General features: G+C 37.0%; 12 protein-coding genes and 2 pseudogenes. 8 read left to right on the top strand and 6 right to left on the bottom strand.

Annotation, left to right across the window (positions count from 1 at the left end):
- Window positions 1-141: 141 nt before the first annotated feature.
- On the top strand, window positions 142-1,077 hold the full coding sequence (locus N4G44_RS17645; RefSeq protein WP_474928589.1) for a sensor histidine kinase: 936 nt from the start codon (window positions 142-144) through the stop codon (window positions 1,075-1,077).
- On the top strand, window positions 1,077-1,775 hold the full coding sequence (locus N4G44_RS17640; protein ID WP_474928588.1) for a LytR/AlgR family response regulator transcription factor: 699 nt from the start codon (window positions 1,077-1,079) through the stop codon (window positions 1,773-1,775). The genes N4G44_RS17645 and N4G44_RS17640 overlap by 1 nt, the downstream gene beginning before the upstream one ends.
- A gap of 333 nt (window positions 1,776-2,108) precedes the next feature.
- Here N4G44_RS17640 and N4G44_RS17635 read toward each other — a convergent pair.
- From N4G44_RS17635 to N4G44_RS17625, 3 genes and pseudogenes are all read right to left on the bottom strand, one after another.
- A pseudogene (locus N4G44_RS17635) lies at window positions 2,109-4,494 on the bottom strand (M1 family metallopeptidase).
- A gap of 67 nt (window positions 4,495-4,561) precedes the next feature.
- Window positions 4,562-5,005, bottom strand: coding sequence for a HupE/UreJ family protein (locus N4G44_RS17630; RefSeq protein WP_474928587.1), 444 nt, complete (start codon window positions 5,003-5,005; stop codon window positions 4,562-4,564).
- Window positions 5,002-5,142 carry a HupE/UreJ family protein gene (locus tag N4G44_RS17625; protein WP_474928586.1) on the bottom strand — a complete coding sequence of 47 codons (141 nt, stop codon included), beginning with the start codon at window positions 5,140-5,142 and terminating at the stop codon, window positions 5,002-5,004. The genes N4G44_RS17630 and N4G44_RS17625 overlap by 4 nt, the downstream gene beginning before the upstream one ends.
- A gap of 66 nt (window positions 5,143-5,208) precedes the next feature.
- Here N4G44_RS17625 and N4G44_RS17620 point away from each other — a divergent pair, with 66 nt between their 5' ends.
- Window positions 5,209-5,709, top strand: coding sequence for a DUF6702 family protein (locus N4G44_RS17620; RefSeq protein WP_474928585.1), 501 nt, complete (start codon window positions 5,209-5,211; stop codon window positions 5,707-5,709).
- Window positions 5,710-6,223: 514 nt separating this feature from the next.
- On the opposite strand, the gene N4G44_RS17615 is transcribed toward N4G44_RS17620, so the two are convergent.
- Both N4G44_RS17615 and radA read right to left on the bottom strand, forming a co-directional pair.
- Window positions 6,224-6,820, bottom strand: coding sequence for an acyl carrier protein phosphodiesterase (locus tag N4G44_RS17615; protein ID WP_474928584.1), 597 nt, complete (start codon window positions 6,818-6,820; stop codon window positions 6,224-6,226).
- A gap of 53 nt (window positions 6,821-6,873) precedes the next feature.
- Window positions 6,874-8,222, bottom strand: a pseudogene (gene radA / locus N4G44_RS17610) (DNA repair protein RadA).
- Between the two features lie 54 nt (window positions 8,223-8,276).
- Between radA and N4G44_RS17605 the strand changes: the two are divergent.
- The 4 genes from N4G44_RS17605 to yidC all read left to right on the top strand — a co-directional run bounded on the left by N4G44_RS17605 (window position 8,277) and on the right by yidC (window position 13,145).
- Window positions 8,277-8,687, top strand: a complete 411-nt coding sequence (locus N4G44_RS17605; RefSeq protein WP_474928583.1) for a hypothetical protein — start codon at window positions 8,277-8,279, stop codon at window positions 8,685-8,687.
- A 67-nt stretch (window positions 8,688-8,754) separates the two neighbouring features.
- Entirely contained in the window at window positions 8,755-9,324 is a 570-nt protein-coding gene (locus N4G44_RS17600; protein ID WP_474928582.1) for a YceI family protein, read from the top strand.
- Window positions 9,325-9,562: 238 nt separating this feature from the next.
- A complete protein-coding gene (locus tag N4G44_RS17595) occupies window positions 9,563-11,170 on the top strand; it encodes a CTP synthase (protein WP_260542455.1) in 1,608 nt (535 codons plus the stop codon).
- Window positions 11,171-11,348: 178 nt separating this feature from the next.
- Window positions 11,349-13,145, top strand: coding sequence for a membrane protein insertase YidC (gene yidC / locus N4G44_RS17590; RefSeq protein WP_474928581.1), 1,797 nt, complete (start codon window positions 11,349-11,351; stop codon window positions 13,143-13,145).
- 80 nt (window positions 13,146-13,225) lie between these two features.
- On the opposite strand, the gene N4G44_RS17585 is transcribed toward yidC, so the two are convergent.
- Window positions 13,226-13,810 carry a ribonuclease HII gene (locus N4G44_RS17585; RefSeq protein ID WP_474928580.1) on the bottom strand — a complete coding sequence of 195 codons (585 nt, stop codon included), beginning with the start codon at window positions 13,808-13,810 and terminating at the stop codon, window positions 13,226-13,228.
- A gap of 310 nt (window positions 13,811-14,120) precedes the next feature.
- Between N4G44_RS17585 and N4G44_RS17580 the strand changes: the two genes are divergently transcribed.
- Entirely contained in the window at window positions 14,121-17,135 is a 3,015-nt protein-coding gene (locus tag N4G44_RS17580; protein ID WP_474928579.1) for a SusC/RagA family TonB-linked outer membrane protein, read from the top strand.
- Window positions 17,136-17,144 lie beyond the last annotated feature (9 nt).

Genomic DNA, 17,144 nt, shown 5'->3' with positions numbered 1-17,144 from the left:
ATTGCTGGTTTTCAGGATTTTGTTTAATCCTAAGGTTTTGAAAAGACTGATGGAGTATCATTGGGGATTTTTGCTGAAGTTTCAGCATATTTTTTTCCTTTTGGTCTTTATTATCATCACTTTTTTACCGAAAACTACTTTTTGGATACTCCGGAACTGATCTGGAGTGTTTTCTCCGTCATTATTTTTAATGTCGGAATTTACAGTCTTGTCTATTTTTATCTGGTCCCGGAATTTTATCTTTCCAATAAATATCCTGAGTTCATTCTCTTTGCGCTGATCACTTTTCTGGTCTCCAGTCTTTTCAGAATTCTGCTGGAACCTGCGGTTTTCAATATGAGTTTCAATGAGAATCTCTCTAACACAAAGTTTCTGTACAATGTGTATACAGCTCAGGGAATTGTTATACTTACAGCTTCATTTCTTGGGATTACAAAAGATAAATTCCTGATTGAGCAGGATTTTAAAGATCTTGGCGAAGAAAAAGACCAGCTGTATCTGGATCTTTTAAAGTCTAAAATGAACCCGCACTTTTTGCTGAACACCCTCAATAATATTTATTCCAAAAGTTTCCAGCCTACAGAAAATACCTCAGAATCCATACTACAGCTTAGCAAGCTGCTTCAGTATGTGATTTATGATACCAGCAAGGAGAAGATCAGTATGGCTCAGGAATTTTCATCAATTAAATCGCTTGCAGGATTGTATCAGTTAAAGTATAATAATGTATTGAATATCACTTTTAATATTGAAGATGAAGAAACTCTGGATTTAATTGATATTCCACCTTCCGTATGCCTTACTCTGTTTGAAAACGCCCTGAAACATTCAGCGGTGGGAATAGAAGAAGGCAGCTATATTCATATAAGCTATAGAATAAAGGATCAGGAGCTTTTGTTTGAGATCAGAAATTCTGTATCCAGGAAAAAGAATCTTGTCGGGAATATGAATGACAGCGGCCTGGGAAATGAAGCCGTAATCAATATCCTGGAAAAAAACTATACAGGAAGATTTACTTTTATATCCGAACCTGCGGAAAACAACAACTATCAGACTATTTTAAAAATAAAATTGTAATGGCTAATCTGACGATCGTAAGTGTAGATGATGAATATCCGGCTCTCCAGCTGATCCAGAAATACTGTGAGCAGATAGAAGGGGCAGACCTGTTAAAGATGTTCCAGGATCCGGAAGAAGCATTGAGCTATCTTAAAGACAATAAGGTGGATCTGGTCATTCTGGATATCAATATGCCTTATATGAATGGTATTGAGCTTTTACGCCAGCTGCCTTACAAACCGTTATGCATTTTTCTCACTCTGGAAACGCAGTATGCTGTTAAAGCATTTGAACTGGATGTGGTGCATTATCTTGTAAAGCCTGTAGATTTTGAAACATTCCGCAAAGCGATTAACAAGGCCAAAGATTTCCTTCAGTTTAAAAACTCTGCGGAGCAGCAGAAGAAGGAAGATTTTATCATGTTTAAATCCAATTACGTGATGAATAAAGTATTACTGGACGATGTGCGCTGGGTACAAGGGTTTGGAGAGTATATCATCCTGATGACCCATCTTAAAAAGTATATGATCCTTGACCGGATGTCGAATTTTGAAGAGAAATTTCAAAATCTGGGATTCATCAGGATTCATAAATCTTATATTGTTCTGTCTTCCCACATCAGTTCATATGATACGGCTCATGTATATCTTAAGGATGGAGAGAAACTTCCGCTTGGAAGGACTTATAAGAATTCTTTAAAAGCTTATCTGAATTGATAGTGGTGGCTTCGTTAAGCCAATCCGGAACATGATACTTTTGTAAACTAAGTGTTTCGTAAAAATTTAAATCTCTCGCAGATCACGCGGATTACGCAGATTTTTTTGGAGACAGGATAAATATTCGATAGAAGTGAACTTTAGGCGCTCGCTAAAAAATGTCTTACAGATTACACGAATTACGCAGATTTTTGGAAGCGTGATGATCAATAGGAGCGGGCTTTAGCCCGCTCAATAATTTAGGAATAAAATGGCTTTAGCCAAAATGATTAATTATTGATTCATTAGGCAAATTCAATAAAAAAGGCTGCCTCAAATGGGCAACCTTTTATATTATGATTTTTTTCCGGCCTGCATCGGATTTACCTTTCCGCTGGCACCTCCTCTTACCGGGCCTTCTCCCTGTTTTTGTTTAAACAGCTGGAATTTTGAAACCGGGGTTTCTGTTCCGCTGCTGCTCCATACGTTATTTGAAGTATCAATATCCGCAGTTTCCCTCATTGGATCAAGCTGGATCGACTTTATTTTTTTATCAAAATAATAAGTTTTTGAAACCTTCTGTTCATTCTGTCTCCAGATCTGAGCAGATGATTTGTCATACAGTTTTGATCCGTCTTCAAAAGTGAATTCAAGAATGATCGGCATTACCAGTCCGCCTTTGTTAACAAAATCGATCTGATAACCTGTAAGGTTTTTGAATTTCTCCTTATCCTTGGCATCCAGAGGAATTCCGGCTTCTGTTTTTACAGTATATTCTTTGTCATTGTCTACTTTTTCCTGGCCTCTGTCATATCTGTAATAAAAGTCCTGCACATCCTTGTCCTGATCTACATAAAATTTAATGTTTTTATCCTCTTTATTTCTGATCTTTGAAATATCTTCAAACGAATTCTGAAGAGGCTTTTCCACCTTATATTTTGTTTCTTTGGCCTCCCTTGGAGGTGTATTGAGATCCGGAGCTGCAATAGTTACTTTGTCGATGGCAATATCTACAGGGTCTGTACCGTAGAACCAGCCTCTCCAGAACCAGTCGAGGTCTTCACCACTTGCATCTTCCATGGTACGGAAGAAATCTGCAGGCTCAGGATGTTTGAACGCCCATCTTTTAGCATATGTTTTAAAAGCTTTGTCAAAAAGTTCCCTTCCCATGATTGTTTCACGCAGGATATTCAAGCCGGTAGCTGGTTTTGAATAAGCGTTAGGGCCAAACTGAACAATATTTTCAGAATTACTCATGATCGGCTCCAGTTGGTCTTTCGGCAATTTCATATAATCTGTAATAGTCCATGCCGGACCTCTTTTTGACGGGAATTTATTGTCCCATCTCTCTTCCGTTAGATATTCCGTGAAGGTATTTAATCCTTCATCCATCCAGCTCCATTGTCTTTCGTCTGAATTAATGATCATCGGGAAAAAATTATGTCCGACTTCGTGGATTACAACCCCAAGCATTCCGTTTTTGGTTGCTTCAGAATAGGTTCCGTCCTTTTCCGTTCTTCCGTAATTGAAACAGATCATCGGATACTCCATTCCGTTGGCGGCTTCTACAGACTGAGCTACTGGGTATGGATAAGGAATGGTGAATTCAGAATAGGTTTTAATCGTGTGGGCAATAGCTTTGGTTGAATATTTTCTGTAAAGGGCATAAGATTCTTTCGGATAGAAACTCATTGCCATTACTTTATTATTGTTTTCAGGAATTGTAACGCGCATTCCGTCCCAGACAAACTTTCTGGATGAGGTCCACGCGAAATCTCTTACATCATGGGCTTCAAAATTCCATGTTTTTCTCTGTTTGGAATGGTTTTTTCAGCCTTTTTTGCTTCATCTAAGGTTACAATTTCAACAGGTTCAGCAGCACTTTCAGCCTTTCTGTATCTTGATATCTGGTCAGAAGTTAAAACCTGCTCGTAGTTTTTACATTCACCCGTTCCGCCTACAATGTGATCTGCAGGTACATTCATTGAAACTTTGAAATTTCCGAATACAAGTGCAAATTCACCACGTCCGGTAAACTGGTGGTTCTGCCATCCGTGGAAGTCGCTGTATACGCACATCCTTGGATACCACTGCGTCATAGTGTACAGGTCATTTCCGTCCTCTGCGAAATTTTCATATCCGCCACGGCCGCCCATTTTAATCCTGTTGGGGATATTATAATTCCAGTCTATTTTGAAGACCCGTTTTTCTCCTTTTTTAATACTTTCGGCAGATCAATACGCATCATCGTTTTGTTCACCGTGTATTTCAATGGATTTCCTGAGGCATCAGTCACTTTTTCCAGGTTCACGCCGTAGCCGTTGTCCTTTTCCGGAAGCTCAGTGACTTTCAGCTGCTGGTCATTAGAAGAAGCCGGAAGGGTAGAAGGGAATGCAAAGCCTGCATTTTTAACATTGGATTGTTCATTTTCATCCAGCTGAAGCCAGATATAATCCAGGTCATCCGGGGAATTGTTGTAATAGGTAATGGTTTCCGAACCTTTCAGATTTCTTTTGTCTTCATCAAGGTAAGCTGTGATATCATAGTCGGCTTTGTTCTGCCAGTATCCCTGCCCGGGAGCTCCGGAAGCCGTTCTGTAAATATTGGGAGTAGGAAGAATGGTGCCAAGCTGTTCGAACCTGTTTCCGTGGTTACTGCCAGGGTTATTCTGAATATTTTGTGCGGTGAAGCCTGTATATGCAAATACAGAAAATGAAAATAGGGCTGTTTTTAATTTCATTACCGGATTGATTTTGTAGTTATCAAAGATAATAATAAGTAGTTGAAATATTAAAGATGTTTCAAATTTAAAACGGAATTCTTTCCAAAGTCATTTTTAAAGACAAAGCAAATACACCCGAAGATACAAACAGGATCCAGTCTTTTTTATTAACCTTGAAAATACTTAGTAGAATGAACAAAATAATGAGAATAGCTGTTACAATAACAATCTGTCCCAATTCCAGCCCGATATTAAAGCCTAGCAGCGGTATGGCAATGCTCTGGCTTTTAGCGATCATTACCCTTGCTGTATTGGCAAAGCCCATCCCATGAATAAGTCCGAAGATAGCTGCCAGGTAATAATTGGCCCGCATCAGCGTCTGTTTTTTATTTTTCATCAGGATATTGTCCAGAGAAGTTAAGACAATGGTAAGCGGAATTAAAAATTCAACCCAGTCGGAAGGAACCCTGAAAACATCAAGGATACTTAATGCCAAGGTAATAGAGTGCCCGATTGTGAATGCAGTCACAAGAACCAGGATTTTTTCCAGTCGCTGTAAGAGTATACTGCAATCAGGGCAAGCACGAATAGCTGATGATCAAGGGCATCAAGAGAAATAATGTGTTCCCAGCCCAGGCTTAAATAGAATAGAAAATCCTGCATCATAAAGTAAAATATAATGCGTACGAAAATAATGATTAATTTCGAACAAATTTTTAAAGATCAGGACCTATGAAGAATTTATGGCTGTTTTTATTACCGTTATTTTTTTTATTCTCTTTTTCGGAGACTAAGCACCCTTATCATGTAGGTTCTGTGGAAATTAATTACAATGCAAGGTCGAAGTCCTTTGAGATTACCGGCAGGTTTTTTCTGGATGATCTGGAAAACGGACTGGGTAAAAAATACGGAAGTTCTTTTCATTTCAATGATGAAAAATATAAAGCTAAACTTAATGAAGCTCTTGAAAAATACTGTGCAGAATATTTTAAATTGAAGGTTGACGGCAAATTCCTTAAAATAAATTATGTGGGGTATGAAGAAGACAAAGAATCAGTCAATATCTACCTTGAATCTGAAACGGTAGCTGCTCCTAAAAAAGTAGAAGCGGCAGTCAGTTTCCTGTATAATCTTTTTGACGATCAGATTAATATTGTTCATTTAATTGTTAATGGCGAAAGGAAAAGTGAGAAGCTTACTTATCCCAACCGTTACCTGTATCGTCAGTACTAAGATTCCATTTTCTGACTTCCATTATCTGAAGTTGGATTTCATGGAATATTAAATCACCAGTTGTTGATTAATAATTTTAATTTGTATCTCATTTAGAATTATTTTTAATTGTAAATTTTCAACACATTATTTATTTTGTTATTAATAATATATTTATAGCAATATTTTATTAATTAATGAATATTGTATTTGTTTTTTCTTTAAAATAAATTATATTTGTGTTGAGCTAATCAGGATAATTAATTTTTAATTAATGGTTTATTAAATTAGAATTTTCGCGAAAATTTTAATTTAACACCTGTCAAAAGTTCTTGGTTCAAAAACTTTTAATTGCTTAAGTAGGGATTAGTCTAATTGTTCTAAATTTATGATTAAACAGTGATCAAAGTAACAGAACCTGATCAAAGCCGGATAACAGTACAATGTATTGTGAAATTTCCCATTCACAACATTTAATACAGTAGATTCTAACAACACAAATTGTTAAAAACACTTACAGGAGCGTAAGTGTTTTTCATTTATTATCCATTTGGATCAATGAGTTCACTCCTTTGGCATGTTTCAGAAGATCAGGAAAAAAGTGATCATAACATTCCTGAAGAAACGGTTTGTTTTCCAGAAACGCTTCGAAAACAGGGATGTCCGGATTCAGGTATCTGGCTTTATTGAGAACATTTCGCATGCTGAATTTGATGCCCCAGTCTTCACGGTAATTGTACAGCCAGTCATCCTGTTCCATTTTAGAAAGCATTTTTTTGAAATTCTCCGGGAGCCATTCTTCATGTTCGTGCAGCACTCTGTATACCCGCAATGAATGAGCTTTCCATTCCGCAAGAGAGTTCAGGGAAAGGTCTGTAGCTACAAAATAATCCATGGCAACATCTACAAAAGCTCCGGCATACAGCCTTACCAAAGGAGAAAATACCTTTTTAGCTTCGTGAATGGCAGGATGGGAATCGGTAAATGTATCTACTGCCCTGTGCATTGTAATTCCGTCCTGAATATCCTTAGGAAAAGAATAACGGTCTTTGTTACGGATAAAATCCTCAAGAAACTGTCCTACGATCTGTCCGTCGGTAAAGGAAAGAAAAGAATGGGCCAAATAATTCATAGATTAAAGGTATACATTATATGTGAATGACCGATCTGTACATGTCAATTCCTTTAAAAGATTCTTTCGTGGAAATCCTCAATTTTACTTACCTCCTCGATTTTAATTCCAAATTTTCTTTTCGGGATTTTGTTGAGGTTTGAGACAAATATTTTTTCGTAGCCTAATTTTTCGGCTTCTGTAATTCTCTGCTCAACCTGAGCTACCGGCCGGATTTCACCGCTTAATCCTATCTCTCCTGCAAAACAAAAGTGTTCGGAAATGGCAATATCTTCATTGGAGGACAGGATGGAAGCCACCACAGCCAGATCTAAGGCGGGATCATCCGTTTTTATGCCCCCGGTAATATTTAAAAAGACATCTTTGGCACCAAGCTGGAATCCTGCACGTTTTTCCAGGACAGCCAGAAGCATGTTCAGTCTTTTTGCATCAAATCCGGTAGAGCTTCTCTGCGGAGTACCATAAACGGCGGTACTTACCAATGCCTGGATTTCCAGCAGCATCGGACGGTTTCCTTCCAGCGTTACAGCTACCGAGTTCCCGGAAAGTTCTTCAAGTTTTTTAGTGATAAGAATCTCCGAAGGATTTCTGATTTCTTTTAACCCCTGGGAAACCATTTCATAAATTCCAATCTCGGAAGTAGATCCGAAACGGTTTTTATTGGCTCTTAACAGCCTGAAAAGATGATTTCTGTCCCCATCGAAATTTAAAACCACATCTACCATGTGTTCCAGTACTTTCGGTCCGGCAATCTGGCCGTCTTTTGTGATATGGCCTACCAGGAAAACGGGCGTGTTGGTTTCCTTTGCAAATTTTATAATTTCATTGGAGCATTCCCTGATTTGGGAAACGGTCCCGGGTGAACTTTCAATCAGCTGGGACTGAAGCGTCTGGATAGAGTCGATGATCATAAAATCCGGCTCCAGTTTTTTAGCTTCATGGAGAATCTTTTCCAGTGAGGTTTCTGTAAAAAGAAAACAGTTAGGATTCTGAACATCAGTAAGCCTGTCTGCCCTCATCTTGATCTGCGAGGCACTTTCTTCCCCGGAAACATAGAAGATTTTTTCTTCATCTTTAAGGCCAGCTGAAGCAGGAGGGTAGATTTTCCAATGCCGGGTTCCCCTCCGATCAGGGTTACGGAGCCCAGCACAATGCCGCCGCCCAGCACACGGTTCAGTTCTTCGGAAGGTGTTTTTATTCTGGGTTCTTCACTGGTTTCAACCTCAATAATGTTGATGACATGTTGTTTTGATTTTGAAAATGGAGGAGTTTTAGATGAGGTTTTTTCAACGACTTCTTCCACAAGGGTATTCCATTCTCCACAGTTTTTACACTGTCCCATCCACTGGGAATATTGGGTTCCGCAGTTTTGACAGAAATATGCTGTTTTCAGTTTTGCCATACTGCGAAGTTAAAAAAATGAATGTCCTTTCAGAATTTTAATTAATTTTCAGACATGAAAAATGTTCTTCTGAAATGTCTGGCAGTATTTGTTGTGATGAGTTTTCTCAACACTCAGCTTGCCTATTGGAGCGGAGAATTTCTTAAGCTGCCCGCCAGCCAGTTTGGAATGCTTTCAACGGCAGTTCTTGTCGGGTCCCTGATTATCAGTGTTATTGCTTTAATCACAGTATTGATATTCAGAAGGAGCTACAGTTCCATATGGAAAGCCGCTGTTTTGTTTGAAATCCTTTATCTGTTGATGTTGATGCTGTCAGGAGCTCATCCGTTTGCCTATTTTATTGAGAATTCAGATCATCATCTTATAGATTTACTGTTGTATATCAATTCAATAGTTATTTTTATTTTTATCTGTCTTTTTGATATTGTTTACTCAAAGATAATTTCGACCAAGATTAAAAATTAACAATTATCAATATTAAAAATCATTTTATCTATCTTTACTTTAATTAAAATAACAAAAATATAGTACTATGAAAAAAGTATTTTTATCCTTCGTATTCGCAATGATAAGCATTTTAGGGTTTGCCCAGGCTGAATGGTCGGCAGATCCTATGCATTCTTCGGTAAACTTCACGATCAAGCATATGGGAATCAGCTTCGTACAGGGGCGGTTTGATACCTTTAAGGGAAGAGTGACCTCTGAAGGGGCGAATTTAGATAATGCTGTTTTTGATTTCGGAGTAGAAGTAAATTCCATCAATACAGGAGTAGAGATGAGAGATAAGCATCTTAAAAGCCCGGACTTTTTTGATGTGGACAAATATCCGGCGATAAGCTTTCACAGTACGTCTATCACAAAAGACAAAAATAATTTATATACCCTTAAAGGAACCTTGAAAATTAAGGAAACCATAAAAGAAATTACAGTTCCGGTAACGTTTGGAGGCGTTACGAAAAACCAGCAGGGGAAAGAAGTAATGGGCTTCCAGACCAAATTCACAGTGAACCGTTTAGATTATGGAATTAAATATGATCCAACCGGTGCCGGTGTAGCCAAGGATGTGGAAGTAAGCTTATTTTTTGAACTGGTAAAGCAATAGTTCATCAACGGTTTAGCTAAAAAAGGTTTTTCAAGTGATTGGAAAACCTTTTTTTATTAATTGTTATTTATATATTCCGAAATTAGGTTTGCTATTGCTTCTTATGATACTGTTCATGAAATGTAGATGAAATTTTTTAACCTGAATTTTGAACTGACCCGGAAGGATTTCCTGTTTTCAAAATTTAAAAAATTGCTTTGTATCTCTTTTTCTCATAACTTTGCACAAACCTAATCTAATGAGTAAAAAGAATACAAAGTACATCTTTGTGACAGGAGGTGTAACTTCATCTTTGGGAAAGGGAATCGTTTCTGCTTCTCTGGGACTTCTACTAAAATCACGCGGCTTTAATGTAACAATCCAGAAACTGGATCCTTATATTAACATCGACCCAGGAACGCTGAATCCATATGAACACGGAGAATGCTATGTAACCGAAGATGGTGCGGAAACGGATCTGGATTTAGGTCACTACGAGCGTTACCTTGATGCTCCCACTTCCCAGAACAACAACGTTACTACAGGAAAAATTTATCAAACTGTTATTGAAAAAGAAAGAAAAGGAGATTTCCTTGGAAAAACAGTTCAGGTAATTCCTCATATCACCAACGAGATCAAGCGCAGAATCAAAATGCTTTCCAAGCAGAACTACGATATCATCATTACCGAGATCGGAGGAACTGTCGGGGATATTGAATCTCTTCCGTACATTGAAACTGTTCGTCAGCTGAAATGGGAGCTTGGTGAGAAAAATTCTATGGTGATCCACCTTACCTTATTGCCTTATCTGGCTTCAAGTGGTGAATTGAAAACAAAACCTTCACAGCATTCCGTTCGTCAATTGATGGAAAGCGGAATTATGGCTGATGTTTTGGTTTGCAGAACAGAACATAAGATTCCTAAAGACCAGAGAGCAAAACTGGCTCAGTTCTGTAATGTTCCTTTAGATAATGTGATTGAATGTAAAGATCTTGAAACGATCTATGAAGTTCCCATCTATCTTCAGAAACAGAATTTTGATGATGTAGTGCTGAAAGGCTTAGACCTTAAAAGCGATAAAGAAGCTGATATCAAGGAATGGAAAAACTTCCTTAAAAAATTCCAGAACCCTAAAAGAACAGTGGAAATTGCCCTGGTAGGAAAATATGTTTCCCTTCAGGATTCTTATATTTCTATTGCTGAAGCGTTCAAACATGCCGGAGCCGATCTTGAAACGGAAGTAAAAGTGAGATGGGTATACAGTGGAGATATTACCGCCGAAAACATTAAAGATACTTTAAAAGGTGTTAATGGTATTCTTGTAGCACCAGGTTTTGGAGACAGAGGAATTGAAGGAAAGGTTCTTACTGCACAATATGCCAGAGAAAATAAAGTTCCTATGCTGGGAATCTGTCTGGGAATGCAGATCATGACAGTTGAATTTGCAAGAAATGTTTTAGGACATACCAAAGCGAACTCAATGGAATTTGATACAGCAACCCCTGATCCGGTTATCTCATTAATGGAAGAGCAGAAAAATATTGTGGATAAAGGGGGAACTATGCGTCTTGGAGCCTGGAAATGTGCTTTAAAGAACGGTTCCAGATTAAACGAGATCTACGGGGCTAAAAACATTACAGAAAGACACCGTCACCGTTATGAATTTAACAGTGATTATCTTCAGGAATTTGAAAAGAATGGCTTCCTGGCAACAGGGACCAATCCTGAAACAGGTCTTGTAGAGGCTCTTGAGCTTCCGGATCATCCGTTTTATGTAGGAGTGCAGTACCACCCTGAATATAAAAGTACAGTAGCAACGCCGCATCCTCTCTTCAGAGCTTTTATCAAGGCTTGCGAAAAGAAATAAGGTAATTATTGACCATAAACGTCTTATCATAAACTCAGACTGATTATTCTCAGCCTGGGTTTATTATATAGTAACATAGTAATGCATAGAGTTTTGATAAAAAAACAGTATTTTTGTCAGCTCAAAAAGTACATCATGGGTGTACCGGCTAAAATTTAAAATTTTAATATAAAATAAAATGCAACAAAACAACGGAATCGATAAAAGTCAAATGATCAGTTTTGCGGTTTTATGTTTGGTTCTTTTCGGATTCATGTTCTATTTCCAGAACAAGCAGTCGAAAGAGGAACAGGTAAAAGCTCAGCAGCAGAAGACCGAGCAGGCCAAAAATGCTGTAAAACAGACTCAGGCAAGCAATATCAATCCAAATGTAACTCCTGGTGCAATTCAGACAGCCAGTTTGAGCAACAAAGAACTGAATGTGGAATTCTCAAGCCTGGGAGGGCAGGTTTCTAAAGTGCAACTTGCGGAATATAAAGCATATGATCATAAAACAGATAAAGCAGATCTTCCGCTTTACCTGATCGATAAAAAGAATTCAAACTACGGATTTCAGTTTAAAGACAAAACTGGAAAAGTTATCAATACAAAAGACCTGGTGTTTACACCGGCTGTTAATGGAAATGCTGTAACGATGACGGCTAACTATAATACTGCTGTTATACAGTTTGTCTATACCCTGCTTCCAAAATATACACTGGATTTTAAAGTAAGAACAAAAGGACTTGCTGCTATCACTGCTGATAACAAAGCAGATTTTATCTGGGACTATAGTGTGAGAAACCTTGAAAAAGGTAGAGCCCAGGAGCAGTCTCACTCCGAATTCTCATATGCTTTCAATAATTATAAAGATTATGATTATGACGGGAGAACAGAGATGAATGAAGAAAAAGAAACCCTGAACTGGATTGGTGTAAAGCAGCAGTTTTTCTCTTCAGTAATTGAGGCTAAAAACGGTTTCACACAAAGTAAAGGGAATCAGGAAACCATTGAAGAAGGTGAATATCTGAAGAAACTTAATTTTGAAGGATTCGTGCAGATGACAGGAAGTGAGCTTAATCAGGACTTTACCTGGTACTTTATGCCACTTGATTTACCTCTGTTAAAATCTTACGATAAAAACTTTGACGAAATTTTACCATTAGGATGGTCTTTCATTGGATGGATGAACCGCGGGTTTTTCATGCCAATGTACAACTTTATTGCCAGCTGGGGAATTACAGCCGGTTGGGTGATTTTCCTGATGACCATCATCGTGAAGCTGATCTTATCCCCAATCATGTACAAGCAGCATAAGTTAAGTGCCATGATGAAGGTGATCCGTCCTGAAATTGATGAAGTAAATGCAAAGCTGAAGGACGCTGATCCGATGAAGAAACAACAGGCTACCATGGAAATCTACCGAAAAGCGGGAGTGAACCAGATGGCAGGATGTCTTCCGGCATTGGTACAGATTCCTATCTTCTATGCCTTATTCCGCTTCTTCCCGAACTTTATAGACCTGAGAGGGCAGGGATTCTGGTTTGCAAAAGATCTTACGGCTTATGATGATCTGATCAAACTTCCTTTTAAAGTTCCGTTCCTTGGAGATCATTTAAGTGTTTTTGCTTTAGCATGTACCATTGTGATCTTGATTTATACGGTAATGACGTCAGGAAATATGCAGCAGCCTCAGCAGGAAGGAATGCCAAACATGAAAGTGTTAATGTATATCTTCCCGATTACCTTCCTTTTCTTCCTGAATACATCAGCATCAGGTCTTTCCTGGTATTATTTTGTATCGAATGCGATTAACATTTTAATTATCCTTGTTATTAAATATGTGATACTGGATGAAAAGAAAATTCATGCGCAGATCCAGGCTAATAAAGAAAAGCCAAAGGCTGAAGGAAAGTTCCAGAAAAGAATGAGAGAGATGATGGAGAAAGCTCAGGATCAGCAAAGAATTCAGGAGCAACAGAGAAAAAAGAAATAAATATATCAGTTGATAAAAAAAGAGAAGCAATTTTGCTTCTCTTTTTGTTTTATAATAGATATAGTATTCAGTAAATAAATCTAATCGTATTTAAGCCGGAATGACTGTCTGTGATATTTAGTCGGCCCGAACTTTATCAAAGCCTCCTGGTGTGCTTTAGTAGCATAACCGAAGTTGGTATTCCAGCAGTACTCCGGATGCTCTTCATGGAGTTCAATCATCAGTCTGTCTCTATAGTTTTTCGCCAGAATTGAAGCTGCTGCTATAGAAAGAACCTTGGAATCTCCTTGAATGATGCATTGATGAGGAATATAATTATAAGGATGAAATTTATTTCCGTCAACCAGAATTAGTTCGGGGATGATGGTTAATTGATCCAAAGCACGATGCATGGCATGAATACTCGCATTAAGAATATTGTGCTGATCAATAAATGAAGGCGGTAGCTCTGCAATAGCGTAATTTTTTACATTGTCTTTTATATAACTATCCAGTTCCATTCTTGTTTTGAATGTCAACTTCTTGGAGTCATTAACCAGATTTTGTTGAAAGCTGTCATCCAGAATCACAGCGGCAGCCACTACTGGCCCACTAAGGCATCCTCTTCCAACTTCGTCACATCCAGCCTCAATGTAATGATCCGTCCATTTTTGCAGTAAATCCATCTTAATTATATCAGCCCATTAAAAGAATGTAAAATTAGTGAAATTATATTTACTTTGATTTGTGATGATTTTAAATTTTTTATAATATTAATAAGCATATTGCTTCTATTTGATACAAAGGCTATGAAGTAGTAAATAGGTTTATTTTGTGTTGTTTTAAATAATTAAGGTTTTTTATTGATGTATTTGTAAATATTTGGTTTATTGATGTTTTCTTGTTAGTTAAATTGAATATTTTTAACGAAATATTTGGTAATTTTAAGAAAGTTTCACATATTTGCAATCAATAAAAAAAATAATCAATTTAAATATGAAGAAATTAACGACAAGTGTTCTACTGGTAGTTTTATCATCTTCTTTTGCAGTTGTAAAGGCTCAAAGTGGTGATACTATAAGAACTCAAAAAATTGAAGAAGTAGTTGTTACTGGAGCCTTGGGGATTAAAAAGAAAGCTGATGCCGTTACAAATGCTCAGCAAGTAGTTGGAGCAAAGGAATTGAACCAAGCATCGGCTACAAATGCTGTTCAATCACTAACAGGTAAAGTTTCTGGTTTAGTAATTAATCAAACTAATAGCTCTGTAGACTCAAATTACAGAATTGTACTTAGAGGAAATAGATCAGTGACTTCGAATAACCAGGCATTGGTTGTTATTGATAATGTTATTTCATCTTCAAATATTTTAGCGCAATTACCGCCGGAATCTATTGAAAATGTTAACGTTATTAAGGGGATGCAAGGTTCTGCTCTTTATGGTCAGCAAGGGGCAAATGGTGTAATTATCGTTACAACCAAAAAAGGAACAAAAAATGAGAAAATTCAATTTAACTTGACTTCTTCTGTTGAAATTCAACAGGCGTTTATGTTTCCTAAAATTCAAACCAGATATGGAAAAGGAGTTCAGGATCAGAGTTTCAGTAATGTAGACTACGGAGGTACTAACTATGTTCCATGGGAAAATACTTCTTGGGGACCTGCCTATGATAATCCTGCTATTGGAGGAACAATGGTTGCCAGTGGTTTGCCTCAAGCAGATGGTAGCTATATTTATGAAAAATATGCTCCGGTTAAAGACCATTTTTCCAAATTTTTTAAAAAAGGAATTGTATTCCAAAATGGACTTACAGTTAATGCCGGTGGAAACGACTCTTATGCATTTTTATCATTAAATAGATTAGATAACGAATTCGTTGTAGATGGTGATAATCTGAAGCAAAACAGTATCTTGTTAAAAGCAGGAAAAAAGTTCGGTAATTTAAGAGTAGACGCTCGTGTTAACTACATAAGCAGAATTATAGACCAAACAAACTCAGGTTTATATGATGACTTATTGCAATTGCCATCATCCAATGATGTTAGAAAATATAGAAATTCTGGTATTGATGGATATGCGACAATGTACTCAACCAATCCATACTGGACTATTGAGCATGAGAGATCTAAAGCCGTTAAAGATTATTTAAATGGAACATTAAGTTTACAGTATGACTTCAGCAAGCATATTAATTTAACTTATACGGGATCCATTACAATGGGAAGTACCAACTATAATAATTATAATGATGGATACTTTTCAACAACCCCATATCAGAATACAGGAACTCCATATTTAGAAGGACATTTATTAGATGAAATTAATCCGAACTCTGGAGTAACTGCATATTATTTTAATCATAAGTACACTAATAGAGATTATTATGGTGACTTAATGTTGAACTTTGATTATGATTTAACAGATAATCTTAATTTGAAATTTAACTTAGGTAACAACATTCAAGATTATTATAATACAGCAAGTTCTATCGGTGGAACAGGATTACTAGTTCCGGGCTGGTATGATTTTAGAAACGTAGTTAATTCTGTATTACCACAAGATACAGCTACCCAGCTTGATGGATACACAATGGATAACTACTTGATAAGAAGTAGAATTATTGCAGGATTTGCAAACTTGGATTTAGCATGGAAAGATTATTTGTTCTTTAACGGAACTTTCAGAATTGAAAAGAGTTCTGTTTTATCAACAAACTATAATAATGAAAACCACAATAAAGCGTATCCATATTACTCTGCAGGTCTTTCATTCATCCCAACTAAAGCTTTCCCTGGATTCGGAGGCAATGTGTTGAACTACATGAAAATTGCACCGAGTTTTACAAGGGTAGGGAATACTTCTGCAGTAGCAGCTTATGCTACATATGACAGAGGAGTTATTCCAACAGGTTATCCGTTTAATAGCTTACAGTCTTATTTATACAATACTCAGCCTACTTCTAGAGATATTAAGCCTGAATTTATGAATACTATAGATTTAAATCTACAAATGGGATTCTTAAATGATAGAATTACTTTAGAAGCATCAGCTTATAAAACTGTAACTAATGACCTAATTACTTTCAGTAATGTTTCCAGTACTTCCGGTTTGTTCAGAATTCAGGATAATATCGGTAAGACAGAATTGAAAGGATATGAAATTGAATTAGGATTAACGCCAATTAAAACCAGCAGTGTTGTTTGGAATTTAAGAGGATCAATTTCTCAATTCAAAAGTAAAGTACTTGAACTAGCGCCAGGAATTGATGAAGTAGTATTAAATTCTCCGTTTACTTCACCAGGTATCGGTACTATTTATGCTATTAAAGGGACTGATTATCCTGTAATTAAGGGTACTACTTACGTACGTGACCCTAATGGTAATATTGTGGTTGATGAAGATGGAACACCTTTAATCAATTCAGCATTAAGCAACCTAGGAAAAGTTACTCCTGATTATGTTCTTAACTTTAATACATCATTGAAAGTTAAAGGATTTACATTATCTGCTTCTATGGATTTCAGAAAAGGAGGACACTTTATTTCTGCAACTAAAAGACAGTTAGGATTTACCGGAGGACTACAGGAGAGTGCTAGTTTTGATAGAACGCAGGGTTATGTTATCCCTAACTCTGTTCAGCTTGTCAATGGACAGTATGTACCAAACAGTACACCTGTAGGAACAGCGGATTACTCAGGAGTAACAAACTTTTTTGCTTCAGGTAACTTCTTAAATGTTGGTGAAAATAACGTGGTTGATGCAACAGCATTTAAAATCAGAGAGATTTCTTTGAGCTACGACGTTCCTAAATCTGTATTAAGTTCTACATTTGTAAACAGTCTTACTTTTGGAGTTTATGCTAGAAACCCATTCTTTAAGTATGCAGATAACAATGCAAATTATGCAGATCCTGAAACAGCCAATACTACAGGAAATGGAGCTGGTATTGCTTTAACCGGCCAATATCCGTCTGTTAAAACTTATGGATTCAATGTTAAAGTAACATTCTAAAAAATTTAA

This window comes from Chryseobacterium sp. GTID13 (assembly GCF_056172655.1).
The sequence above is the reverse complement of the archived record's forward strand: the minus strand, read 5'-3'. Positions and strand labels throughout refer to the sequence as shown.

Bases quoted from the DNA above. Each gene is read 5' to 3' on its own strand.
- N4G44_RS17640 (WP_474928588.1), top strand. From the start codon at position 1,077: ATGGCTAATCTGACGATCGTAAGTGTAGATGATGAATATCCGGCTCTC.
- N4G44_RS17625 (WP_474928586.1), bottom strand. From the start codon at position 5,142: ATGATGCAGGATTTTCTATTCTATTTAAGCCTGGGCTGGGAACACATT.
- N4G44_RS17620 (WP_474928585.1), top strand. From the start codon at position 5,209: ATGAAGAATTTATGGCTGTTTTTATTACCGTTATTTTTTTTATTCTCT.
- N4G44_RS17615 (WP_474928584.1), bottom strand. From the start codon at position 6,820: ATGAATTATTTGGCCCATTCTTTTCTTTCCTTTACCGACGGACAGATC.
- N4G44_RS17605 (WP_474928583.1), top strand. From the start codon at position 8,277: ATGAAAAATGTTCTTCTGAAATGTCTGGCAGTATTTGTTGTGATGAGT.
- N4G44_RS17600 (WP_474928582.1), top strand. From the start codon at position 8,755: ATGAAAAAAGTATTTTTATCCTTCGTATTCGCAATGATAAGCATTTTA.
- N4G44_RS17595 (WP_260542455.1), top strand. From the start codon at position 9,563: ATGAGTAAAAAGAATACAAAGTACATCTTTGTGACAGGAGGTGTAACT.
- yidC (WP_474928581.1), top strand. From the start codon at position 11,349: ATGCAACAAAACAACGGAATCGATAAAAGTCAAATGATCAGTTTTGCG.
- N4G44_RS17585 (WP_474928580.1), bottom strand. From the start codon at position 13,810: ATGGATTTACTGCAAAAATGGACGGATCATTACATTGAGGCTGGATGT.
- N4G44_RS17580 (WP_474928579.1), top strand. From the start codon at position 14,121: ATGAAGAAATTAACGACAAGTGTTCTACTGGTAGTTTTATCATCTTCT.